17 protein-coding genes are annotated in these 25,072 nt (G+C 59.0%); 10 read left to right on the top strand and 7 right to left on the bottom strand.

The features are described 5' to 3' along the window. Positions 1–583 precede the first annotated feature (583 nt). The 4 genes from NKI46_RS27610 to NKI46_RS27625 all read right to left on the bottom strand — a co-directional run bounded on the left by NKI46_RS27610 (position 584) and on the right by NKI46_RS27625 (position 6,607). The gene (locus tag NKI46_RS27610) at positions 584–2,794 is read right to left on the bottom strand and encodes a xanthine dehydrogenase family protein molybdopterin-binding subunit (protein ID WP_352748994.1); all 2,211 of its coding nucleotides are present in this window, start codon (positions 2,792–2,794) and stop codon (positions 584–586) included. A 3-nt stretch (positions 2,795–2,797) separates the two neighbouring features. Continuing rightward, entirely contained in the window at positions 2,798–3,256 is a 459-nt protein-coding gene (locus NKI46_RS27615; protein WP_023689394.1) for a (2Fe-2S)-binding protein, read from the bottom strand. A 1,163-nt stretch (positions 3,257–4,419) separates the two neighbouring features. Continuing rightward, entirely contained in the window at positions 4,420–5,322 is a 903-nt protein-coding gene (locus NKI46_RS27620; protein WP_352748996.1) for a dihydrodipicolinate synthase family protein, read from the bottom strand. Positions 5,323–5,374: 52 nt separating this feature from the next. Then, entirely contained in the window at positions 5,375–6,607 is a 1,233-nt protein-coding gene (locus NKI46_RS27625) for a trans-sulfuration enzyme family protein (RefSeq protein ID WP_023697828.1), read from the bottom strand. Positions 6,608–6,681: 74 nt separating this feature from the next. Here NKI46_RS27625 and pdxR point away from each other — a divergent pair, with 74 nt between their 5' ends. The 4 genes from pdxR to NKI46_RS27645 all read left to right on the top strand — a co-directional run bounded on the left by pdxR (position 6,682) and on the right by NKI46_RS27645 (position 12,242). Then, positions 6,682–8,187, top strand: a complete 1,506-nt coding sequence (gene pdxR, locus NKI46_RS27630) for a MocR-like pyridoxine biosynthesis transcription factor PdxR (RefSeq protein WP_032895599.1) — start codon at positions 6,682–6,684, stop codon at positions 8,185–8,187. Positions 8,188–8,345: 158 nt separating this feature from the next. Further along, a complete protein-coding gene (locus NKI46_RS27635) occupies positions 8,346–8,837 on the top strand; it encodes an MOSC domain-containing protein (protein ID WP_023704114.1) in 492 nt (163 codons plus the stop codon). A gap of 6 nt (positions 8,838–8,843) precedes the next feature. Further along, positions 8,844–9,794, top strand: a complete 951-nt coding sequence (locus NKI46_RS27640; RefSeq protein ID WP_023697831.1) for a PDR/VanB family oxidoreductase — start codon at positions 8,844–8,846, stop codon at positions 9,792–9,794. Positions 9,795–9,845: 51 nt separating this feature from the next. After that, positions 9,846–12,242: a transketolase gene (locus NKI46_RS27645; RefSeq protein ID WP_352748998.1), complete on the top strand. Its 2,397-nt coding sequence runs from the start codon at positions 9,846–9,848 to the stop codon at positions 12,240–12,242. 169 nt (positions 12,243–12,411) lie between these two features. Here the strand turns inward: NKI46_RS27645 and NKI46_RS27650 are convergent, their stop codons facing one another. The 3 genes from NKI46_RS27650 to gmd all read right to left on the bottom strand — a co-directional run bounded on the left by NKI46_RS27650 (position 12,412) and on the right by gmd (position 16,198). Further along, the gene (locus NKI46_RS27650) at positions 12,412–13,833 is read right to left on the bottom strand and encodes a phosphomannomutase (RefSeq protein WP_023830474.1); all 1,422 of its coding nucleotides are present in this window, start codon (positions 13,831–13,833) and stop codon (positions 12,412–12,414) included. 350 nt (positions 13,834–14,183) lie between these two features. Further along, the gene (gene fcl, locus NKI46_RS27655; protein WP_023753784.1) at positions 14,184–15,128 is read right to left on the bottom strand and encodes a GDP-L-fucose synthase; all 945 of its coding nucleotides are present in this window, start codon (positions 15,126–15,128) and stop codon (positions 14,184–14,186) included. After that, entirely contained in the window at positions 15,128–16,198 is a 1,071-nt protein-coding gene (gmd, locus tag NKI46_RS27660) for a GDP-mannose 4,6-dehydratase (RefSeq protein WP_023692482.1), read from the bottom strand. The genes fcl and gmd overlap by 1 nt, the downstream gene beginning before the upstream one ends. A 973-nt stretch (positions 16,199–17,171) precedes the next feature. Between gmd and NKI46_RS27665 the strand changes: the two genes are divergently transcribed. The 6 genes from NKI46_RS27665 (at position 17,172) to NKI46_RS27690 (ending at position 24,977) form a co-directional block, all read left to right on the top strand. Beyond that, the gene (locus NKI46_RS27665) at positions 17,172–18,158 is read left to right on the top strand and encodes a nodulation protein NodZ (protein WP_023753785.1); all 987 of its coding nucleotides are present in this window, start codon (positions 17,172–17,174) and stop codon (positions 18,156–18,158) included. Positions 18,159–18,370: 212 nt separating this feature from the next. Next, positions 18,371–19,786, top strand: a complete 1,416-nt coding sequence (locus NKI46_RS27670) for a mannose-1-phosphate guanylyltransferase/mannose-6-phosphate isomerase (RefSeq protein WP_023753786.1) — start codon at positions 18,371–18,373, stop codon at positions 19,784–19,786. A gap of 778 nt (positions 19,787–20,564) precedes the next feature. Next, positions 20,565–21,695, top strand: coding sequence for a DNA adenine methylase (locus NKI46_RS27675; RefSeq protein WP_023753788.1), 1,131 nt, complete (start codon positions 20,565–20,567; stop codon positions 21,693–21,695). Next, positions 21,692–22,399, top strand: coding sequence for a hypothetical protein (locus tag NKI46_RS27680; RefSeq protein WP_023753789.1), 708 nt, complete (start codon positions 21,692–21,694; stop codon positions 22,397–22,399). Before NKI46_RS27675 ends, NKI46_RS27680 begins: the two co-directional genes overlap by 4 nt. Beyond that, positions 22,368–23,366, top strand: a complete 999-nt coding sequence (locus NKI46_RS27685; protein WP_352749002.1) for a beta-ribofuranosylaminobenzene 5'-phosphate synthase family protein — start codon at positions 22,368–22,370, stop codon at positions 23,364–23,366. The genes NKI46_RS27680 and NKI46_RS27685 overlap by 32 nt, the downstream gene beginning before the upstream one ends. Further along, positions 23,367–24,977, top strand: coding sequence for a non-canonical purine NTP pyrophosphatase (locus NKI46_RS27690; RefSeq protein WP_023753791.1), 1,611 nt, complete (start codon positions 23,367–23,369; stop codon positions 24,975–24,977). It begins immediately after the preceding gene. The last annotated feature ends 95 nt before the right edge of the window (positions 24,978–25,072 follow it).

The raw sequence follows: 25,072 nt of genomic DNA on the forward strand, positions 1-25,072 counted from the left end.
ATCAAAGTCATCCACGCTATGAATAACAGCCGCAGCACATGCGTTTTCAAAGCGCTTCAGGCTTCCCGGATGGCTACTCCGATCTGAAGCGCATGGCATTCCAAGCGCTCTGTCAACCAAACGATGAGTATCGGCGTCGACCCTCATTGCCTTCGTGTTCGCGACTCCGTGACAGCGGCTGGCATTGTGTTTGTAGGGCATCGGGCGAAGATCATGTCGATCGGCCATCTCGCCTGCCTATTGACAAACCCTTGAACAATGATCCACGCACCAGCGCGATTGTGATCACGAGCGCCTCTGAGCTCTGGAGGTTCGGTTTTCTGAGGGTTCCTGGGTCTCCGAAGCGATGGAGGTAGCTAGCTGTGAGCTTTCCATAGGTTGTGCTCTTCATGGAGTGGAGCATTTGCGTCTCGAAAGCGGTTCTTCAGTGGAACCGGCGCCAAGGCCCGTCTGTGGTCGTTCAGAACACGGGGTGCCGTGTCCAAACCGGATATTCGAGCGGGCAGCCGCCGGAATTTGACCCATGGAAATGAGCGCCTGTCAGGAGGCGTTCGAAAACGGCGCGATCTTCATCGCGGCTGTTTCATGGTGTCATTCCTGACATCTTCTTTATAATCGGCAGCTTGCGGATAGTCTTGCCCGTCGCCGCCCGTAGCGCGTTGGCGACGGCCGGGCCGATCGGCGGCACACCTGGCTCACCAACTCCCGTGGGCGGCTCCTCGGACGGCACAATGTGCACCTCGACTCGCGGCATCTGCTCGATCCTGAGCGGTGTATAGGTATCGTAGTTCTCTTGGTCTACGACACCGCCCTTCAGGGTCAGCTCCTCCTGGAGGATCGCACCTAGCCCGAATCCGATACCGCCCTCCATCTGAGCGCGAATCTGGTCAGGATTTATCGCGGTGCCGCAATCTACCGCGCAGACGACGCGGTCGACCTTGAAACCATTTTCATCGTTGAGGGTGATCTCCACCACATCGGCGACATAGGTCGAGAGGCTTTCATGCAGGGCCACGCCGCGGAAACGGCCTTCCGGCAGAGGCTTGTCCCAGCCTGCCTTCTCAGCAGCCACTTTAAGCACGGCGGCATGCCGTGGATGGTGACCGAGCATTGACAAGCGGAAGTCGACCGGATCACGGTTCGCAGCGGCGGCGAGCTCATCGATCAGGGTTTCCACCGCGTAAGCGGTGTGGGTGGAGCCTACCGAACGCCACCACAGCACCGGGATGTTCACGTCCGTGGTGGTCAGCTCGACCTTCAGGTTCGGGATCGCATAGGGCAGGTTGGTGGCGCCCTCTACGGAGGTTGGATCGATGCCGTTCTTGATCATCGCCGCAGAGGTCGAACCGCCCAAGACCGATTGACCCACGATGTGGTCATGGAGAGCGACGACATTGCCTTTCTTGTCGAGCCCCGCCTTGACTGCGTGCACATAGGCCGGCCGGTACCGCCCACCCCGCATGTCATTCTCGCGGGTCCACTGCACCTTCACTGGCTTGCCGCGTCCCAGTGCACGCGCTGTGGAAACAGCTTCGATAATGACATCTGCATCCAAGACCGCGCGGCGGCCGAAACTGCCGCCGGTCTTCATCACGTGCAGCCTCACCTTGTCCGGCGTGGTGCCGCCTACCTGAGCGGCAGCCGCCTGATAAAGGTCGGGCATCTGGTGTCCGCCCCAGACATCGATGGTGCCGTCTTCGTTGATTCGGGCGGCCGCGTTGAGTGGCTCGATCGAAGCATGGACAAGATAGGGGAATTCGTAGTGCCCCTCGATGATTTTCTCAGCACTGGCGAACGCTGCGGGAGTGTTACCGTCGTCGCGCGCGGTGGCCGCGCCCAGATCGTCTGCTGCCTTGTTGTATTCGGCCATGATCTCGGCCGTGCCGCGCTCTTCGGCCTTCTCCTCGTTCCAGGTCACCTCCACGAGGTCGCGGCCCTTCAGCGCCGTCCAGGTGTCCCTGCCAACCACGGCAAGGCCTCGCGGCGTCTGGACGACATCGACAATGCCGTCGAGTGCCTTGGCCTTGGTTGCGTCGAAGCTCTCGATCTCGGCGCCGAACTTCGGCGGATGGATCATAACGGCCGTCTGGAGTCCCTCCATCATGAGGTCGATCGTGTAGGTCTGCGCGCCGTTGGTCTTGCTGGCGGAATCGTAGCGCTTGAGGCTGTCCGATCCGATCTGGGCCCACTTGTCGCGCGGCTTTAGCGGCACGTCGTCGGGAACCGGCATTCCCGCTGCGGCTTCAGCCAGGTCACCGTAGCGCGCCTGCATCCCTGAGGCGTGCGACACGACCCCGGAAGCGACTTTGATCTCGCCGGCTGGCACGTCCCACCGCTGCGCCGCGGCCGCCACCAGCAAGGCCCGTGCGGCAGCACCCGCCTTGCGGTAGCGTTCCCACGACGAGCCCATCGACGTGGAGCCACCAGTTGCCTGTGCGGCCCCGCCCCAGGCGAGATTGCCGTAGAACGCGGTATTGCCATATCCGCCGACCACGTCCACCTGCGCCCAGTCGCCGTCGAGCTCTTCCATAACCAGGGTGGCGATGCCGAAATAGGAGCCTTGTCCCATCTCGAACTGCGAGGAGTGGATGATGATTCGGTTCTCCTTTGTGATCTCGACATAGGTCTGGAAGGGGTTCGCCGGAACCTTTGCAGGGGTCGTTTGTGCGATGTCGGGCGCGGCCAGCACTGGCCGGTAGCCCACTGCGAGGCCGCCGGTGGTAACGCCCGCGCCGACGAGGAACCAGCGGCGCGTGGGCCGCACGGCAGTATGCTTCGAGCGAAACTGCGACATGCCTCAAGTCTCCAGCCGGTTGGCGGTCTCGTGGATGGCCGCGCGGATGCGATGATAGGTGGCGCAGCGGCAGAGGTTGCCGCTCATCGCCGAATCAATATCATCGTCCGTCGGCTTAGGCGTTTCTGTAAGGAGGGCCACGGCCGACATGATCTGGCCAGACTGGCAATAGCCGCATTGAGGTACGTCGAACTCGGCCCACACGGCCTGGACCGTTTCGCCTATCTTGCCCGACACACCCTCAATGGTGGTGATCGAGGCTCCTTCGATGTCGCCGACTGCGGTCTGGCACGAGCGCGTCGGCATGCCGTTAACGTGAACCGTGCAAGCGCCGCACTGGGCAAGCCCGCAACCGAATTTCGTTCCCGTGAGTCCGATGACGTCACGGACCGCCCAGAGCAGCGGCATCTCTGGATCGACGTCGAGTGTTCGCGCCTCGCCATTGAGGGTAAAAGCGACCATTGCTTGCTCTCCTTGTCCTGAGCTGGCTATCTCGTTGAGCCTCCGCCCGCCTGGCAACCGAGCTCTTGTTGCTGAGGCCTAGCGACCACACCGTAGGAACGCGCAGCTCAAGCAACAAGCCGCTAGGTTGGCGAGTTACGAGATCGTGAAGTGGGTCGTGTCGAAAGGCTGGAGGCAACTGAATGTCATTTTTTGGGCGGACAGGCCGCTTTAGGCTGGGTTACACGAGACTGGACATTCGGGTCGTCGCGAACATCGACCGCTGGTCGGCCGCGTCCGGCAGGGCCCTGATTGGCTACACGAAATGAAATGGGACTACTATCGATGGGGGCCTACCTCGACCCGCAACCTCCACGACTGGACCCTCAGGTTTCCGGCTATCGTCCCGGGCGGTGGCCGAGCTCGGCGCCTCGGACGCGATAATAGGCGGTGAGGCGTTCGTCGTTGACCAGAAGGCTTGTCGCGCATTCCCAGTCTTCAGCGGGCTCTTGGCCGCGGCGGGAGACGTCAGGACCATGCTTGCCGGCTTCGACCTGCTCAAGATCGACGGCGAGGGTCTTCGCGATCGGCCACTCGTCGATCGGCGCAAAGCGCTAGTTAACCTGCTGAGACGCCGCCAAACGGCATCGTTCTGAGCGACGAGATCAGCGGCGGCAGCGACATTCTCGCGCAAGTCTCCCAGTTCGGCCTCGATGGGCATCGTCTCCAAGCTGCGTGTCAGTCCATATCGATCCGGCCGGCGCCAAGAATGGGTGAGACAAAATGCGTGCTGAGTGATGAGTTCATCGTCATCGGCTGCGAACCCGGCAACAGTTACGGCGGTCGGGAAGCGTGCTCTGGCGAATGTCGAGGACGGAAATCTGGTGTTCGCCGGCGGCATTGGCACCGGCTTCAATGCGCGCACCGGGCCGGAAGTAAAGCGCCGGCTCGATGCCATTCCAATGGATAAACCACCGATTCCTAGTTTGAAGGCGAACGGTGCGGCATGGGCGGAGTGCCCTGCGCAGTCTGTACCTCCGCAGTCGATTGTCGAGTTCGAAGGGGGTGTGATTGGCGTCGAGACCGCTCCAGCCATGGCTATCAGCACGCCGAGTGCGTTGTTTTCGATCAGTTCTCGAAATGAGCGGGTAAATACCTTTCACTTGCCGAACGGGGTTTGCTGTTCACCGGCTGGCATCCGATGGCAAACCTTTCAACGCGGCGGCGATCTGGCGCTTCGCTGCTGGGGGCAGAGGCAGGATGGGACGCGGGGGTTCGGCACTGCAAACGTCGAGCAATTCAGCGAGTGCATAGACGACGCGAAGGCTCGAGAACTCCTTGAAGAGGCTCCAGATCGGGACCAGCGCGGCATTGATCCGTCGCGCTTCGGCCGCATCGCCCTGTTGCGCCGCTGTGACGATCGTCATGCAGACCTCGGGCAGGATGCCCGCGAGGACGCTGTACCATGTGTCGGCGCCGGCGATCATGGCCTCGGCGGCGTTCCAGTCGCCGCTGTAACCAATCGAGAACCCTTCCGGCAGTGTGCGCCTCTGGGCGATCAGGTGGTTCTTGATCGCATCGCTTTTGTCTGTCGGATTCTTGATGGCGACAATCCCAGCCACCTTTGCCAGGCGGCTGACAAGGGGTGGACTGAAATGGAAATGCGTCGTTCCTGGATTGTCGTAGACGACGATCGGCAGGCCACTTTCGCGCGCCACAGTGGAGAAATGATCGAACACCTCGTCATCAGTAAGCGGGGTGTAGGAGGCGGCGGCAAGCAAACCCGCAGCTGCTCCAAGGGCCTTGGCGTCTTGCGCGAGCCCCACGGCTTCATCGGTGCGCAGCGCGCCCACACCCACCACGACCGGCATTTGCCCCGCCGTTTGGTCCAAGGTCTCGGAGAGCGCCCGCCGCCGTTGCTCGCGCGACAGATAGATGTATGTGCCGGTGCTGCCGAGAAGACCGATGGAATCGACCTGAGCAATGCCAAGCCGAGCAATCAGCCTGCGCAGGGCAACGCTATCGACGCGGCCGTCACGATTGGTCGGGGTGATGGGGAACGCGGAAAGACCGCTCAGGAATGCCATGGCAAGGCTCCAGATCTATGTGTGAGCGCAGAGGTGGCCGCACGCCAGGTCATTACAAGACGTCCAAAGCCCGCCGCAGATCGGCGATCAGGTCATCAGCGTCTTCAAGCCCCACCGAGAGACGCATGAGATCCTCGCCGACTCCATCGGCCAAATGGGCATCCTTGCGGATCGGCTGCCGAGCACGGGTGAGGCTTGCTGGATGATAGATGAGGCTGTCGGCATCGCCGAGGCTGACGGCGCGAATGATCAGGTTGAGCCGGTCCATCATCCGGCGCGCTCCTTCGTATCCAGCGTGGAGGCCAAAGGCCAACATGCCCGATCCGTTGGACATCTGTTTTCGCGCCGTCACCTGATCAGGGTGCGAGTCGAGGAACGGATAACTCACAAATGCCACCGCCGGGTGCGCTTCCAGCGCCCGAGCCACCGCAAGGGCTGTGGCGCTGTGCCGTTCCATACGCAGCGTCAGCGTCTTGAGACCGCGCAGGATTAGGAAAGCTGACATGGGCGAGAGCGCTGCGCCGGTGATGTAGCGCAGGCCCGTTTCATGCAGCGTACGGAGCGTCTGGGCGTCGCCGAGAAGCGCCCCGCCAAGGGCATCGCCATGACCATTGATGTACTTGGTCATCGAATGGAGCACGATGTCCGCCCCGTGCTCAAGCGGTCGCTGGAGCGCGGGCGAGGCGAAGGTGCTGTCGACTGCAACCCTTACACCGCGCGCGTGAGCGCGCTCGGCAATTGCCGCTATGTCGAGGATGCGGCTCAGCGGATTCACCGGCGTCTCGAAGAAAACCAGCCGCGTCCGCTCGGTGATCGCAGCATCGAGATTGTGAGGATTTGACAGATCGACCGCGACGACCTTGATGCCGAAGCGGGGGACCGCCTGTTCGACCATGGCAAGCGTGTTCGCATAAAGCGTCTTGTGGACGATGAGTTCATCGCCCTGGGACAGGAGCGACAGGATCAGAGTGCCGAAGGCCGCCATCCCCGAGGCAACAACCAGCCCTGCCTCGGCTCCTTCCAGATTCGCGAGCCGCTGCTCGAGGATCTCGGTCGTGGGATTGTATTCGCGCGCATAGAGCCTTCCACCAAGGGCGGCGGCGGCATCGTTTGCTGCCACGCTTTCGAACCCATAGGTTGACGTCAGGAACACTGGCGGCTGGACGGCATTGGAAAAGCCGGCCGGATCGTAGCCATGATGGATCGCCCGGGTGGCAAATCCGGGGCTGGTGCGGTTGAGCGACCCCGTGGGAGCATCGGTTTCGGATTGATGGGAGCTGGTCATTCGGCCTCTGCGATCTCTCTTGGGGTTCCGAAAGATTGACGGCAACCTGGCCAATGTGAAATATCCAGTTGGCGATGAAAGAGATGGTCCAGTCTTCAAGTGCCGGGTCTGCAGCGCGCTCGCACGCGATGGGTGCACGCCAGATATACGAAGCCCTTCGCGAGCAAATCCTCGGCGGCGTCTACGAAACCGGCAGTCAGTTGCCATCCTCCCGGGCCCTGGCAAATGACCTCGGCGTTTCGCGAACCACGGTGACGGTCGCCTATGAACAACTGGCTGCGGAGGGTTTCATCGAAGTCCGTCAAGGCGCACGACCTCGCGTTGCGTCTTCGTTGATGGGCCATGGGACGGGGCGCACTCACGCGCAACCGGTCGGCCCAATCCACCTGTCCGCATATGGCGAGCGGCTGCGCGCGACGTCACCCTGGCCAGATTATCTGCCGACTGGGCTGAAGGTCGAGTTCCGCTATGGCGACCTCGCGCCGTCGGATTTCCCTTCATTGGTCTGGAAACGCGCGATGAACGAGGCGATGGGGCAGCGCCCGCTGCGTCTTGCCTATGACGATCCTCGCGGCTCGCGCCGGCTTCGCCAGGCGCTTCAGGGCTATCTCTGGCGCGCCCGGACCCTGAGCTGCGACCTCGACCAGATCATAGTTGTGAACGGTTCGCAGCAGGGCCTTGATCTGTGCGCGCGCCTGCTTCTCGATCCCGCCGACCGTTTCGTCATCGAGGATCCGTGCTACAGGATGGCGCGTCAGGTCTTTGCCAGTACGGGTGCCTCACCCATCCCGGTCATCGTCGACGAAGACGGGATGAGGACCGAGTTGCTAGCGGGGATCGGAGCACGACTGGCTTATGTGACGCCATCGCATCAGTTTCCGCTGGGCGGCGTCATGCCGATCGCGCGCCGCCATCAGCTTCTGAAATGGGCGCGGCACAACAACGCCTATGTGATCGAGGACGACTACGACAGCGAATATCGCTACGACATCAATCCGGTCCCTCCGCTGCACAGTCTCGAGGACCACGGGGCTGTCATCTACCTCGGCACGATCTCCAAAACGCTCTCGCCGATGCTGCGCATCGGCTACCTCGTCGTCCCGCCCGAATTGCAGGAGGTCTTCGCAACCGCCAAACAATTCGCAGACCGGCATTCGCCGGTCGCTGAACAGGAAGCGCTGGCATCGTTGATCGAGAGCGGCGGCTACGAAAGCCATGTGCGCCGTGTGCGCAGGCTGAACGGCGAGCGTCGGGAAACGTTGTTGGGTGCCTTGCAGCACAGCTTCGGGGATCGCATCACTGTCCAGGGAGCAGATGCGGGACTGCACGTCGCGGTTTGGTTCAATGACCTGCCACGATCGCGGGAAACGGCCTTGGTCGAATCCGCCCGCGACGCTGGCCTGGGGCTACACCTGATCTCGCCGCTCTACGAACGGCTATCGGACGAAGGCCGCACCGATCGCGTCGGACTTGTCATGGGCTATGCCGCCTTGAGCATTCGGCAGATCGGGAAGGGCGTTGAGGTCCTGCGAGAGGTTGTCAAGCAGGTGCAAGACGCGATGCCGGCGCGGAACAACTGAGCCGGGGCGACGCCGAAAGCTGGCGCTGAAAACGGTCCGAGGGCCCCCCGTATTTCTTTCCAAACAGCCAACTGGACCGGGAAAATGCCATGCAACTGGCGCTGTTGATCAGGCCAGTTTTGCAGCAGGTTTCCACGGACGAATTTCCGAGAGCGATGATGACCTGGCGAGGAAAGCTGCTTCACGTCCATATCGCGCCTGCCGCCTCCTATGAAATGGAGGAGCTGGCGCAGGCGCAGCTTATTGCCGGCCAAGGCGTTGTCGGAGACCGCTACTACCTGGGGACGGGGACCTATTCCGCGCGTCCTGACGTTCGCGAAGTGACGCTGATCGAAGCTGAAGTCTTGGACGCCATCGCCCAGGGCGAACCCAGAATTCCGGGCTTCAAGGCCAAGCTCGCACCCGAAGATCACCGGCGCAATCTGACGACACGAGGCGTTCCGCTTAGCCATCTTGTCGGCAAACGCTTCCGGGTCGGGGAAACGATTCTCAGGGCCGCCCGGATGAATGTGCCGTGCAAGTATATCGAGGAGTTGCTCGGGCTTCCGGGTCTCTACGAGGGGCTTCTGAACCGCTCCGGCCTGAACTGCACAATCGAGGTCGGGGGCGTGATCCGCCCCGGTGATCTGATCTTGCCCATCGACGAGTGAAACGCCATGGCCTCGCCGCGCATCATCATGAAGCTGACCGTGACCGCCGCCCGCAAGGAGCCGGGCGACGTGCTGGTCATCGACCTGAAACACCCACGCAAACCTGTGCTGCCGGCGTTCGAAGCGGGTTCTCACGTCGACGTCCATCTGCCTGAAGGGAAGGTGCGTCAGTATTCACTTTGCGGCGACCCGACCGAGCTTGGCCGCTACACCATCGCGGTGAAGCGCGAGAATGACGGCCGTGGCGGCTCGGCGTGGATCCACGAAACCATTGCCGTCGGCTCCACACTGCCTGTCTCCGCGCCACGCAACCATTTTGCGCTCAAGCCAGGCGAGGGGCCGACTTTGCTGCTGGCAGGGGGAATCGGGATCACCCCGATTCTGGCCATGGCGCGCGCGCTCACCCGGCAGGCCAAGCCCTTCGAGTTGCACTATTTCACCCGCAGCCGGGCGCTCACGCCACTCTTGGCGGCGATCGGGAGCGATCTTCCTGGCGGCAATGTGCGGATCCATTTCGACGACGAGCCTCAGACCCGGCAGAACATCGCCGCGCTGCTGGCGAACCGTTCGGACGACGCGCAGACATACTACTGCGGACCGCCTGGCTTCATGGCGGTTGTGGGGCGCGCGGCTCAACACTGGCCCGAGGGTACTGTTCATTTCGAAACTTTCCAGCCTCCCGAGTTTGATGGCGCGCCACCGGAACCGTTCGTCATAGAACTGGCTGAGGGCAGGGTGGTTGAGGTTTCGGCTGAGACCACGGCACTGGCCGCCTTGCGTGCGGCCGGTGTGCCGTTGATGGCCTCGTGTGAGAACGGGGTGTGCGGGACCTGCGAATGCGCAATGCTGGCGGGACAGCCGATCCATCGGGATGCCGTCCTGTCCAAGGAGGCACGCGGCCACCGCTTCATCCCCTGTGTGTCGCGCGCGACAGGTGTGTTGAAACTCGATCTTTGACCATTTGGGCGGGGGTCCTGTGAGACCGGCAGCTGATTTGCGGGAAACTGAATGACGAGGAAACTGGAATATCTGAACGAGATCGAGCGCTGCGTCTCCTGGCTCGCAGCCTGGACGATCCACCACGCCAACCACGTCCGCGAGGGCGATGAGATCAAGGTCGGGGGGCATCAGGCCTCGTCCGCGTCGCTGAGTACCATCATGACCGCGCTCTACGGTTCGGTCCTGCGCCCGCAGGATCGGGTGGCGGTCAAACCCCATGCGGCGCCGATCTTCCATGCACTTCAGTATCTGGCGGGCAACCAGACCCCCGAAAAGCTCATGAACTTCCGCGGCTACAAGGGCGCGCAGAGCTACCCTTCGCGGACGAAGGATGTCGACGATGTCGACTTCTCGACCGGGTCGGTGGGTCTCGGCGTTGCTCAGACGCTGTTCTCGTCGCTGGTGCAGGACTACGTCTCGGGTCACGGCTGGATGAAGGAGCGTGCCGAGGGCCGAATGGTCAGCCTGATCGGCGACGCCGAGATGGATGAGGGCAACATCTACGAGGCCCTGATCGAAGGCTGGAAGCACGGGCTCAGGAACTGCTGGTGGGTGGTCGACTACAATCGCCAGTCGCTCGACGCCGTGATCCGGGAGGGCCTCTGGCAGCGTTTCGAGCAGATTTTTCGCAACTTCGGCTGGGACGTGATGGTCCTGCGCCACGGCGCTCTGCAAGAGGCTGCCTTTGCCGAGCCGGGGGGCGAGAAGCTGCTCGAGTGGATAGAGCGCTGTCCGAACCAGCTCTATTCGGCGCTGACCTTCCAAGGGGGTGCTGCCTGGCGCAAGCGGCTGCTCGACGAGATCGGAGACCAAGGGCCGGTCACCACTCTGATCGAACGCCGCTCCGACGACGAGTTGCAGGCGTTGATGACGAACCTTGGCGGGCATGACATGCCGAGCCTCCTCGAAGCCTTCGAGGCGGCGTCCAGGCATGACCGTCCCGTCTGCTTCATCTGTTACACCATCAAGGGCTACGGTCTGCCGCTTGCCGGACACAAGGACAACCACGCGGGGCAGATGACGCCCACGCAGATGGAAGACTACCGCCTGCAAATGGGCGTAAAGCGGGGTGAGGAGTGGGACAAATGGGCGGCCGCCACCTTGCCGGAAGCGGAACTTGACGCCTTCTTCGCAAAGGCGCCGTTCTTCAGTGAGGGGCGTAGGAGGCTGTCTGCGCCGTCGGTGCCGGTGCCTGAAACCCTTCCGTCACCGGGGCAGCCCGGCAAGCCGCTCTCGACCCAGATGGGGTTCGGCCAGATCCTGAACGACATCGCACGCGAGCGCAGTCTGCTTGCCGACCGCATTGTCACCACCTCGCCCGATGTGACGGTCTCGACCAATCTCGGTGGCTGGGTCAACCGGCGCCGCCTTTTCGCCCGGGAGACCATGGCGGACACCTTCAAGGCCGAACGCATTCCGTCGACCTTTACCTGGGAATTTGGGCCGAAGGGGCAGCACCTCGAGCTCGGGATCGCCGAGTCGAACCTGATGATCATGCTCGGGGCACTCGGTCTCTCGCACTCGATCAATGGCGTGCGCCTGCTGCCGATCGGGACAGTCTATGATCCCTTCATCTACCGATCGGCCGACCAGCTAAACTACGCCTGCTATCAGGATGCGCGCTTCATGCTGGTCGCAACGCCCTCGGGCGTGACGCTAGCGCCCGAGGGCGGAGCACACCAGTCGATCGGCACCCCATTGATCGGCATGGCGCAGGATGGGCTTTGCGCCTTCGAACCGGCCTTCGTCGACGAACTGTCCGTGATCATGCGCTTTGCCTTCGATTACATGCAACGTAATGGCGAGGGGGATCCGGATGAGATGACGTGGCTGCGTGATCAGACCGGAGGATCGGTCTATCTTCGCCTGTCAACCCGGCCGCTCGAGCAGCCGCTGCGCGACATGAACCCGGCGCTCGCGCGGGACATCGTCAATGGCGCCTATTGGCTGCGTCCGCCTGGGCCCAACGCGAGTGTCGTCATTGCTTATCAAGGCGTCGTCGCGTCGGAGGCGATTGCCGCGACGGGTCTTCTGGCGGAGGACCGGCGCGATGTCGGGCTGCTCGCGATCACCTCCGCGGACCGGCTTAATGCGGGCTGGCAGGCGGCGGAACGTGCCCGGCAGCGTGGCGCGATTGGCGCCCTGAGTCATATCGAGCGGCTGCTCGCGCCGCTATCGCGTGACTGCGGCATCGTCACCGTGATCGACGGCCACCCGGCGACGCTCGCGTGGCTCGGTGGGGTTAACGGGCATCGCGTGAAGGCGCTCGGGGTCGAGCAGTTCGGCCAGACGGGGACTATTGCGGACCTATACCGTCACCACGGCCTGGACACCAACGCCATCGTACATGCGGCGCAGGCGGTCAGTGCGGGACCGGCTGTTCGCTACCGCAAGGCGCTGCCTTGATCATGAGCGACCGGATGCTCCGTGGCTGGTACGGATCGGCTGTTTCCACGGGCGTTCCGGTTCGCTTCAAAGCGGACAGGGCCGGGACACTGTGGACGTTCTGATCGCGCTTGAGTAGCTTGTGCGACCCCCAGGGTCACCTGGGAATACGCAGGGAGGCGGCTTTTATTTAGCCTTGCGCCCAATTACGAATTCGATCCAATCCAGTCCGGAGCAAAAGCTCCGCATCCTCCCGATTTTCGGCTTCGACGTAGCACCGCATTTCCGGGGCATTTCCGGATGGACGCAAATGCAAGACACGCTTATCCGCGAGAGTGATACGAAGTCCGTCAACATCGCTAACCTTGCTTACCACTCCAATCGACCCGACGAAGGCGGCGATGTTAGTTTCCGCTGTACGAAGGTATGTCATGAGGCGAGTGCTGCTTTCGACGGAAAAATTTTCCAAGCGATCCGCCGCCGCCGCCGGCAATTGAAAGGAACTGCCAATCTCCGACAGTGGCTGCCCACTTGTATTAACAAGGGAAAGTGCCGCGAGGATGGGGAGAAAACTGTCGCGTGTAGGTAGCGCCGGCAGTTTAGTTCCGTTCGGGTCAAAGTCCGTGCCTGTCAATAAACCACCGTTTGCTTCGAAACCAACCACGCGCTCGTGACCCGACGCAACCAAATCGAGCATGGCAGCAATAACAAATGGCGATCCAACCTTGGTACGCACGACTTTAAAAGAACCTGCGGTCTCGATACCAGAGTTTGATGTGACCGGCGTGACGACTGCCTTCGCTTGCAGGAAGTTCGCCGAAATCAGGCCTAACAAATCACCGCGAAGGGGGTCTCCGTGGTCGTCAGCTACCAGTGGGCGGTCACCATCGCCATCTGCCGAGACGACCGCATCAAGCCGATGCTCTTTGGCCCAGAGCTTGAACTGTTGAGCAGTCTCGTCAGAGACCGCTTCAGTGTCGACAGGAATGAAACCTTCCGAACGTCCCAGGGTTACGACCGTCGCACAGTGATATGAGAGAATGTCAACCAAGAGATCGCGCGCGACTGTGCTGTGCTGATATACGCCCACCGTTAAGCCCTTTAGAGCATTAATCTCCATAAGCTTTCGATTGCGCGCCATGAAAAAGGCCTTGCATTCGGCCTCCCGGTGCTGCCGACGTGCAACAGCACCTTCAAGGACGTATCCGCGCTTCTCCAACTGCAAGGCGATGCGCGTTATCTCCCGCTCATCACCCTTGTCGATCTCACCGTCGGGTCGATAGAATTTTATTCCATTACGGTCGGCCGGAATGTGCGAGCCTGTGATCATCAAACAACCACTCTTACGCGCCTGAGCATACAGTGCCAGGGCAGGGGTGGGGACTGCGCCGCAATCGACTACGATGAAGCCGAGCGCGGACAGTGCCGCCGCACAGACGGCGGCGATGGCCGGACTCGAGGCGCGAAAGTCGCGCCCTATGAGTATCTCGTCGCCAATTCTGGCCAGGCCGGATTCCAGCAGGAATGTCGCGAATGCCGTTGCATATAGGGCAGAGGCGGCTCCTGCCAATTCTGTCGCCAGGCCCCGTAATCCACTTGTTCCGAATTTCATACCAAATCCGACGTTGCTAACCGGGTTTTGAAGGTAACATGCTCAAACTTTGGCTCGTCCGGAATGCCCATCGACAGATCCCTCGGACGAGAACAAGAAGTACATTCGGTTACCGTAGACGCGTTCGGTTATCGACGGTTACCCTTGTGAGGATTGACGCAGTCGGCGTCGGCGTGGGCAGCGCACCGTGACCTTCAAGGACGAGGTTGGAGCGGATGGGGTCCGGGTCCGGCGGGGCTCCTCGCGGCTGGCTCACATGAGCGCTATCGCCATCGAGTGATTGTCTCAGTCTACATTAGCTCTGGGTCCCGAAAGCGCGTACAGGCCTGAGACGCAGCAAATCCTCTTATCTATCGCCGTTCGGTGTAGCTCCCGTTTAGAAATGCATGATAGACACTCTCGATGCCTTCCATGAGAGTGATCTTTGCTGCCCATCCCAAAGTGCGCAGCTTGTCGACGCTCATCAGCTTTCGCGGTGTACCGTCAGGTCTAGAGTGATCATGCGCAATCTCCCCAGTAAATCCGACTACACGGCAGATCATTCTTGTCAGCTCTAGGATCGTGATGTCCTGTCCGCAGCCGAGATTGACGTGATCATGGTCAGAGTAGTTCTTCAGAAGGAAGACTAATGCGTCGGCGCAGTCGTCGACGTGCATGAATTCCCGACGTGGTGTGCCCGTGCCCCAGATGGTGATTTGCTTATCACTTATGAGCTTAGCTTCATGCGCTTTCCGGATCAGCGCTGGGACGACGTGGCCTGACTGCAAGTCATAATTGTCGCCTGGCCCGTAGAGATTCGTCGGCATAGCGGAGATGTAATCGCGCCCATATTGCTCGCGATAGGCTTGAGCCATTTTGATGCCGGTGATCTTGGCGACGGCGTAGCATTCGTTGGTGCGCTCTAGTGGCCCGGTCAAAAGCGCGCTTTCAGGAATGGGCTGTGGTGCCATCTTCGGATAGATGCAAGACGAGCCGAGGAAGAGGACGCGGTCGACATTGTTTTCGTGGGCTGCCGCGAAGATATTGGCCTCGATCATCAGATTGTCGTAAAGAAAGTCGACCGGATAGGTGGCGTTCGCGAGAATACCACCTACCTTTGCCGCCGCCATAATGATAGCGTCCGGTTTCATCACTGCCACGAAGTTTTCAACCTCGGTCTGTCGCTTGAGGTCTAGCTCTCCCCGAGGGGCGGCCACAACTTTGCAGTCTTCAGACGCGAGTCGGCGTACAACAGCGCTGCCCACCATACCTTTGTGGCCAGCGACCCACACGGTTTTTCCGTTCAGATCATACATTACGCTTCCTTCATGACTACAGATGTCTGCATGACCTTCAGGTCTTCGCGCACCATTTCCGCAGCAAGCTCGCGCACGGATGTCTCATGCACCCAGCCGAGCTTCTCCTTCGCCTTGGTAGCGTCACCCAGGAGAAGATCGACTTCCGTGGGGCGGAAGTAGCGTGGGTCCACTTGGACTAGGCATCTGCCGCTCGCTACATCATAGCCCTTTTCGCCGACACCCTTGCCACGCCATTCGATCTCGACGCCGATATCTTCGAAAGCCCACTCGACGAATTGGCGGACAGGAGTCGTTTTGCCCGTAGCCAGCACGTAATCATCCGGTTGATCCTGCTGTATCATCATCCACATACCTCGCACGTACTCACGCGCATGGCCCCAATCGCGTTGAGCATCGAGATTGCCGAGATAAAGCTTGTCCTGCTTGCCCAGGTAGATAGCAGCGGCAGCGCGGCTGATCTTGCGCGTCACAAAAGTTTCGCCACGAAGGGGGCTTTCGTGATTAAAAAGAATGCCGTTGGAAGCGTGCATACCATAGCCCTCGCGATAATTGACGACCATCCAGTAGGCGTAGAGCTTGGCGGCGGCGTAAGGGCTGCGCGGATAAAAGGGCGTCGTTTCGTTCTGCGGTACGGACTGCACGAGGCCGTATAGCTCCGAAGTCGAGGCTTGATAGAAGCGGGTCTTGTCCGTCAGACCGAGCAGGCGAATCGCCTCAAGAAGTCGCAATGTACCGATACCGTCCGCGTTTGCTGTGTATTCAGGTGTTTCGAACGACACCTGCACGTGGCTCTGAGCAGCCAAGTTGTAAATTTCGTCTGGCTGAGATTCCTGAACCACGCGGATGAGGTTAGTCGAATCAGTGAGGTCACCGTAATGCAAGATCAGGCGCGGATCGGATTCGTGCGGGTCTTGGTAGAGGTCTTCGATACGACCCGTGTTGAAGGAAGAGGAACGTCGCTTAATCCCATGAACGATGTAGCCTTTTTTGAGAAGAAGACGGGCAAGATAGGCACCATCCTGTCCAGTTATGCCCGTAATAAGAGCAACTTTTCTGCTATCGCCCATTCTATTCCTGCTCTATCTAAAGCTTAAAGTTTCGGCTCCGGGTCGCCACGCCGACACAATGTGCGGCCCGCCCCGTGCCCTATGGAGCACTTCGACAGATGCGGCGCGAAGCTCGTCATTGACAGTCTGCCAGCCGAGCACACCTGCTCTTGCTTGGAGTCACAGCAAAATAGAGTTGCGCCGCTAACTGGGATTCGTACATGCGGTCAGAGTGCCGCTCAGCTCACGCCGCGAGCGACTGTACTCCAAGCACCTTGCAGCTGATTTGCTCATCTATCAGCGAGTGAGGACGCCTTCTTTCTTGCTTCAGCGTCTTCTAATGGGAATTGTTTGGATCAGTGAAATCGATTGTTTGGATAAAGTGCATCCACAGAATGGATGGTCTGACCGAGCAGCCGGGGCGCATCGCCGGCCCGGAGTCGTAGGTCCCGAGCTTCCGTTCGGGGCGAGGACAAAGTTCGTGGCCGCGAGCCCTCACCACAGCATCCGGCACAGGTCGTGCAGAACTTTGGGAGCAGACTGCAGATTCTGTCGATCAGCTGGTTCCAGGCGCGTCGAGCTGTCGACCTCATCTCGCCCGGTACCGGTTGCTGTATGCAGCCTTGCACCCTTGGCGTCTGGCGTCGACGGAATGATTTGCTTCGGCAGGCAGTGTCGCAGCGTTTCCCGGCTGTTTCGGCTCTATTGGCCGGGCCCGCGTCAGCCGAGCCCCTTCATCATGGCATCCAACACATGGATGGCCGGCATCCACTCAATAGATTTTACATATGCCGCGGAAGCCCATTAGAGAAGGCTGAACCGGAAGCGAGGGCATCGGCTTCAAGCTGTGCGAGAGGGATAAGTGGGCAGTGCTGAGGGAGCTCTTCTGCCCTACGGCCCGGCCTCTGCCAAGCGCCCGGCGTCAGGGTCTACTAGTGTCGACTAAGGATTCCAAGCCGGATGCAACCTCCTCTCCGAAACGAGATTTCCGAAAATGCATGTTAGTGGATTGGAAAAGCGCCGGTTCGTCGTCTCTCGGAGGCGTACGGGGTTCGGTGATTGTCTGTGGTCGTTGGCGGCCGCTTGGCGCTACGCGCAGCGGTCGGGACGAACTCTAGTCATCGACTGGCGGGGGGCCTGCTACCTCGACCAACCCTTCACAAATGCGTTTCCGGTGTTCTTCCAGCCGATCAATGACATCGCTGGCGTGCCGGCTATTTCCGACGACCGGATCAACGACGTTTCCTTCCCTGGTCCATTCTTCCCGGAGTGGTGGAACAGGCCGGCGATCGAGTGCCTTTACCGGCCAGATGAGCAGATTTTCCAAGAGCGCGATGAGTTGGGCGAGCTCTTTCAGGCCGAACACGATGTCGAAGCGAACACAGTAGTGTGTGACGCTTGTCTGATGTGGCGGTGCGATGAGGATGCAGAGCGGCAGGTGTTCCAGAGTGTCCAGCCTCGGCCAGAAATTCAAGCCCGCATAGATGCCATTTATCAGGAATGTTTTGAGGGGCGCAGCATCATCGGGATTCATGTTCGGCACGGTAACGGTGAAGACATCATGGAGCATGCGCCCTACTGGGCCGATCCGGAGCTCGCCGTTCGGCAAGTGTGCGCTGCAATTGACAAGGCTAAGGCGTTACCGCACCCCAGGCCTGTGCGGCTGTTCTTATGCACGGACAGCGCGCGGATACTGGATCTTCTGGCGGCCAGGTTTCCCGATCTGCTCACTGTCCCGAAGCACTTCGGATCCAATCAAGGTGGCCCCTTACACACTGCAGCACTCGGGATTGACGGCGGAATTTCCGCCCTCGTTGAGATGTATCTTCTCGCGCGCTGCGATACCGTAATTCGGTTTCCCCCGACGAGCGCCTTTACACGATATGCACGTCTATTCGCACCACGGGTAATTGAATTCGATCTGAAGGAGCCAAGTCGTTTGACTTTGATAGAAGACAGCCAAGTCTCTGATCTCAGTTAAGACCCGCCACCTGCGCAATTCGGCAGAGGCAACCAACAGGCATCAGTGGAGGCGTCGTACATTACCGATAGCGTCGTCATCTGACGCCGCCTGCAACGCACCAGAACTTCGCTGTTACGCGCGGCCGCAGACAAGCCAGAGCGACGGCGATCGTGACGCTGACGCTCGAAACAACGCGGGCGATCACTCCAGAGACGAGATTGAGGTTGGTTATGAAAGTCATTCCCGTGATCATCAGCGGCGGAGCCGGATCGCGGCTATGGCCCGCCTCAAGGCAATCGCACCCCAAACCTTTCCTCAAAGTAGCGGATGGATATTCTCTCATTCAGCACACTGTGCTGCGCGTCGCTTCGATAGAAGGTGTCGTGGAACTCGTCGCTGTGACATCCGGGGAACACCTCTTCCTGACCAAGGACGAATTTGACGAACTGGATTCCGTGGTCCTGCCACGCACCTTTCTGCTCGAGCCCGAACCTCGGGATACGGCCGCCGCCGTGGCTGCAGCCGCGATCCATGCGAGGGCAACGCAAGGCCCTGACGCGATCCTGTGCGTCTTCCCGGCCGATCACCTGATTGGCAACCTGCCTGCGTTTCTAGACGTCATGGGCCTGGCCATGGAACATGCGAAGCTCGGGCGGATCGCCACATTGGGCATCACCCCAACCAGACCGGACACAGCATTCGGCTACATCGAAGCAGATGGTGAGAACGTCGTCCGTTTCGTTGAAAAACCGGATCTGGATACAGCCAAAGCCTATGTCGCGTCTCAACGCTTCTTCTGGAACGCCGGCATCTTCTGCTTCAGTGCGCAAACCATGCTCGACGAGATGGCTTTGCATTGTCCCGAGGTGCTCCAGGCCGTCGCCGACAGCTACGAGAACGGCCGCGCCAGTCAATGCCAAGGCTTTGCCAAAATCGAACTCGCGCCTGAGCATTTCGGTTCCGCGCCGCGAATCTCGCTCGACCACGCTGTCATGGAGAAGACTAACAGACTTGCCGTGATTCCCTGCGACATGGATTGGAACGACATCGGATCTTGGAACGCAATGGCCGATTTGATCGCCCCCGACGAAAGCGGGAACAGGATACGCGGCGATGTGCACATGGTCGACACGACCGGCACCTATGTGAGCTCCGACAAGCGCGTCATCGGCACGGTGGGCGTAAGCGATCTGGTGATCGTGGATTCCCCGGACGCTTTGCTTGTCACATCCCGCGACCGCGTTCAGGACGTTAAGAAGCTCTTCGAGGGCCTCAAGGCTTCGGGACATGAAGCTCATCTGGTCCATAGCACGGTACACCGGCCCTGGGGTACCTATACGGTTCTGGAGGAAGGCGAGCGCTTCAAGATCAAACGCATCGAGGTGAAGCCCGGTCGCCAGTTGAGCCTGCAGATGCACTATCATCGTTCGGAGCACTGGGTCGTGGTCAGCGGCTCCGCCAAAATCGTCAATGGCGAGCAGGAGTTGTTCCTGGGGACAAACGAATCTACTTACATCCCCTGCGGCCATAAGCATCGGCTCGAAAACCCAGGCAGAATTGACCTGGTTATCATTGAAGTGCAGAGCGGCGATTATCTCGCCGAGGATGATATCGTTCGCTTCGACGACGAATATGGTCGAACCTAGATAACAGTACAAAAAACGTTAACGGCGAGCCGTCGCTCAAGGATCTCTGTCGTGGGTGCTGGGCCTGACATTGGCAAGCAGCGGGCCGAGCGTGTCATAGTATCCGCCCCGCACTGTCATCAGGCACTCGATCGTGGTCGAAAACATCGGTGAGCGCTTGACAGCGCGCCGTCCGCGGTAACGAAAACTTCAGATCTTTCTTAGGCGGACCCATTGCTCAGCTGTTCAACGGCACAGCCGTATTTCAGCCTGTAGGCGGCAACGAAATCCTCATCGCTGCAGATGCAGCGGCCGCTGGAATCTTTGGCTTTCGGATCATGGAGGTAAGAACCAAGGGGGCGCGGTAGATTCACGCGAGTGCTGGTCGTCGGACTCATCGGAAAACCCGCACTATGCTTGACCAGGTCTGCGGCAAGCATGATCCCGGCAATCGCTGATTGAAAGGCCATCGGAACCACGGTTCGAAGGAGACGACTTCCATTGCCAAGCTGGGATGTCGGCCAGTTCCTCGAGTGGTGCCAGGCGCAGGGCGTGCGCGACATTCCTGACGGACCGCAAAGCGCCTAATCGCGGAAGTTACATCCTCCGCGGCACGCTCCCGAAAGCAGACGACCATCAAGCCACTTTTATATGCCGTTAGTGCGCAGCCAGAAGCCAACGCTCTATACAGATGGCTCCATGCAATTCAGCCGTACGATTGCTGCTTTGCGGCGCGATTATGCTGTGATTTCACTGCGACGCCATCTATGCTGGCGCTCGTTCCCGGATATTGTGCGGCATGCAAAAACAGAAACTGAAACCAGAACACGTTTCGTCGGCTACGCCATCTGCCTCGCAGGTCTACGCGATCGAGCCCGTGACGACTTCGATTTCGCGATTCCCCACGACCCGGTACTATGGAAGTAAGCGAAAGCTTCTTCCCTGGGTCTTCGATAGCGTAAAACTGCTGGAATTTGACAGGGTACTTGACGCGTTTGGCGGCACCGGCAGCGTATCTCAGCTTTTTCGGGCGATGAGGAAACGGGTCGTCTACCATGACGCTTTCCATTTCAATACTCACGTGGCCAGGACGCTATTAACGGAAGACGCTACGATCACCGCACAGCGCTTGATTTCTATCATCAATGCGGTCCGGCCCATCAGAAGCACGGTTGCCAAAAATTTCGAGAACATCTTCTTCCTTCCACCGGAAAATGAATGGATCGATGGCTTTGCAACGCTAATTGGCGAAATGACGATTTCCGACGCCGACAGATCATTGTTGTTCTATCTCCTGTATCAGTCGTGTTTGAAGAAGCGGCCATTCAACCTTTTCCACCGGCCTAATCTCGCAATCAGAACGGCAAGCGAAGTCAAGCGATCCTTCGGTAACGCAACGACCTGGGAAAAGAGTTTCCGGGAGCACATGTTGCAAGGATTCGCCGAGCTGCTTGCATATCGCAGGGAACGCCTGCCCCCTGTTACCGTACTTCCTGCGGGTGACGTCTCTCTGTTGCAGCCCGGATACGACCTAGTCTACTTAGACCCGCCGTATGTCGCGGAGGATGAACGGCGCAACAGGGACAATTACTGGCGGCGGTACCACTTCCTGGAAGGCCTTTCGAAGTACGGTGAGTGGTCAAATCTGATCGAGCCGGCCTCTAGTATCGGCATGATGCCCGAGCCAAAGCACTTTACCGATTGGTCCCGCAAGAAGCATTTCAAGGAAAAGCTCTTCGACCTCATCGATCGCAACAAGGATTCGACGGTGGTGCTCTCCTATGTGAAGGCGGCATACCCAGACGAAACCAGCATTCGCGAGTTCTTCGAGAGCAGGTTTGCCAACGTATCGGTCCATTCAACCGAACACAGCCACGCCCTTAGCAGATCGAAAAGACGAGAGTTGCTTTATATCGGGGTGCCTAAATGAGGTCATTCGAGCAACTGACTGCAGTTGTGCCATTGTGGATGATCCTGGTCGCATTTTGTCTTATCTCGACCGTAGGCTCCTGGTATTGGCTGACCTACACCGATGATCCTCGAATGATGGGCATCGTGAGCGGCCTGGTTTCCGGCTTGGTCCTCTATGTATTCAGCCTTATCACGCAGGTCACGGCCTTTAATAAGCTTGAGCATTATCGGGCGATGGGCGTAGAGGCTCTGCTTGAGAACAGACACGAAAAGTCCTACTACGGGCCTCTACTGTCCGGTGCCCGCGACACCGTGAAAGTCATGGGTGCTTCGGCCACGCGATTTATCGACGACTTTATGGATGCCGACGCGGACGACCATGTTCTGCTTGACCGGCTTCATTCGAACAAACGACTCCAAGTCCAAGTTCTGGTCCCCACCGATGATTTCATGTCACCGGACGCGAAGAATCGGTACAATGCGAGGTCTGTACAAATCGATCGGCTGAAACACAAATTTCAAGGCCGGTTTGCAATCAAGCGCTTTCCCCATGAGGCGCGCCATAGCTTTGTCATGGTCGACGGCGCTTTCGTTGGCGGCCCTGTTTTTGACGGCGACAAGAGTAAACACGCGCCTGCCGTTCATGTGGTTGCAGACAAGCCATTCGCCACCAAGTACCGTGATTACTTCAATGACAGCTGGGATAATAGTGCCGACGGTTAACATCGAGATCAGTCCGCGCGTCCACATTGGGCTGATCTCCATGCATGCGGGGGCTTCGAGGAAAAATGGGGGTCTTGGGTTCGCCGTTGAGGGCCCTACTGCGGCAATCAAAACGACATCCTCGCCGAGATCAGTGGTGCTTGATCGCAGGCAGAAGCCAATGCATGAGCAGGAGATTGAGCGCCTCCGCCAACAACTGGAACATGTAAAGCAACAACTAGAACTCTCCAGCTCGGGGACATTCGAGATCACCGGCTCACTGCTCACCCATTTCGGGATGGGCTCGGGTACAGCCATTAAGCTTGCGTGTATTGAGGGCCTACTCAAAGTCAATCGTCGAACGGCGCGAACGGAGGATCTGATTAGGCTCTCACGCCGGGGCGGAACTTCTGGTGTCGGGATATCAACTTATTTTTATGGAGGCTTTGCGTTCGACTTAGGCATCGTAGGCGGCCTTTCGCACCAGTTCGTACCTTCGTCGATGGGTGCTTCCGGCGCCTTGCCACTTCAACTGCACCGCCAAAATCTCCCAGAATGGCCGCTGGGTTTATGCTTACCTCGTAAATGCGAACCTAAAAGTCAGGAAGAAGAGATCGATTTCTTCCGCCGGTCGACCCCCCTGCCTTCGGCCAAGTCGTTCGAAGCCGCTTATGTGGCAGTATTCGAGGTTCTCGCATCGTTGATGGAGCGGGACTATCCGTCGTTTTGCCAAGCGATCAGTGCGATGCAGGAAACCGAATGGAAAAGGCTCGAACGCGCGGAGTACGCGCCGCACATCGATCGTACAGCCAAAGCGCTACGCGAACTCGGCGTCGATTGTGTGGGCATGTCGAGCCTCGGTCCTTTGCTCTATTTCTTTGCCTCTTCGGATTCACTCAAACGAGTTTATGCTCACAGTGAGCAGCTTGACGCTGATATCTTTTTGACCGTTCCCAAAAACAGCGGAAGACGCATGACGAGTTCTTAGATGCTGGCACTGACATTCTTCACGTCAAATCTAACGAAATTGGCGCACGCACGTTATCTCGCAGAAGGCGAGCCGATCAACGTCCTTGGTTTCCATCAGCGTACCTACCATGCTGGTTACACAGAGCCTCGGCTGCAATCACGCGAAGATCTGCTCAAGGCCAGCTACGAAAGTGCCGTGCAACAAGCGCGGAAGGCGAGAATCTTGTCGCCCCGCCATTTTTTCATTCTCGAAGATACGTCTGTGACAGTCGACGCTCTCAGTTCCCCAACGGAGGAGGTTCCTGGTCTCGATGTGAAGTATTGGATGCGAGAAACCACGTTCAGTTCCCTAGACGCGTCAGTCCAGGCAGCGGGCGGCAATCGGAGAGCAGTTGTTAGATCGGATGTACTGCTCCACATCCCTTCCTACTATAGGAAGCTGTGGGAAGTAGGTGACTATATTGTATTTACAGGCGATCAGTCGGGAGAAATCGTCAAACAAGAAAAGACATTCACGACGAATGTCATCAATCCATGGTTGGATAACCAGACCTTCAATAAGTGGTTTGTGCCTGACGGAGCGTCGGGGCCGCTTGGGAGTTTGTCGACCGTCGAAGCGAACAAGTACGACTTTAGACGTAAGGCGTTCAATAAGCTTTTCCAGTTCCTCAAAGAACGGAAACTCCTTCGAATCCCCACGCCGCAGCGTCATCTACCTTTGCAACGAGACACGAACTACATAGTTTGTGGGTACACATGTGCCGGGAAGACTACGGCCAGTCAGTACCTAGCTAGGTCCTTCGACTATCTTCACGTCGAGGCGAGCGACTTCATGCATCTAGCCTACTACATGCGGCACGATGTTCCGGATCATATCTCAATAGGTGATTTCGCGGAGCAGGCACTGATAGAGAAGCCGGAAATCGCCGCCGTGGCGATCGCCAAGTATCTGGAGGCCGACTTTGAATCCCCATGCGTGATATCGGGCTTCCGATCGATCGGCGAGATCGACTGGCTGGTAGAAAAGCTTGGTGAATATGGAAAGCAATTCCGAATTGTTTTTGTTAGCGGTTCCGAGGCAGCGCGGTTTGCCCGAATGGTAAAACGTAGTCGGTCAGGGGATGTCGACGATATAGCTCGATTCCGATCCCGGGACGAGCAGCAGAAACGAATGGGACTTGAGGTCATTGCCAAGCACCCGAGGACCGTCGTTTGGGAAAACGATGGTGATCTATCGAAATACCTCAAGGAAATCGAAAACGACGTCGGCCGCGATCCTCTCGGTGAACCCGATCTAAACAGATGGCTGCCAAAGCTACGCCAGCAACCTAGGTTCAAACTTGAAGAGGCAATTCTCATCGCCCTTCTGACGCGCTGGGCGGATGACGAGAATCGCCCATCGTTCACGACGTCGGAGATCGCAAAAGTCATCAACGAATTGCTGCCTGAAAAGTCGCAAAAACATAAAGACAACGTCAGTCGATATTTCAATCAAGACTTCTACGCGTACTACGAGATCGAGGTTGATCCCGTTAAGGGAACAAGGCGATATCGGCTATCAAACACAGGTTATGGCAAGGCTCTTAGGCTGTTGCGGAAGCGTGCTCAGGCCTCTGAGCCTGCCCGCTAGTCTGCGAATTGGTTGTGTGCGTCAAGTTCTGCAAAATGGGGCGGCCATGATGCTGGTCATGCGGCTTGGCGCAGAGCGAGCTTCTTGTGCTCGCG

The sequence above is a fragment of the Mesorhizobium sp. M0615 genome (assembly GCF_040320805.1).
Lineage (GTDB): Bacteria > Pseudomonadota > Alphaproteobacteria > Rhizobiales > Rhizobiaceae > Mesorhizobium.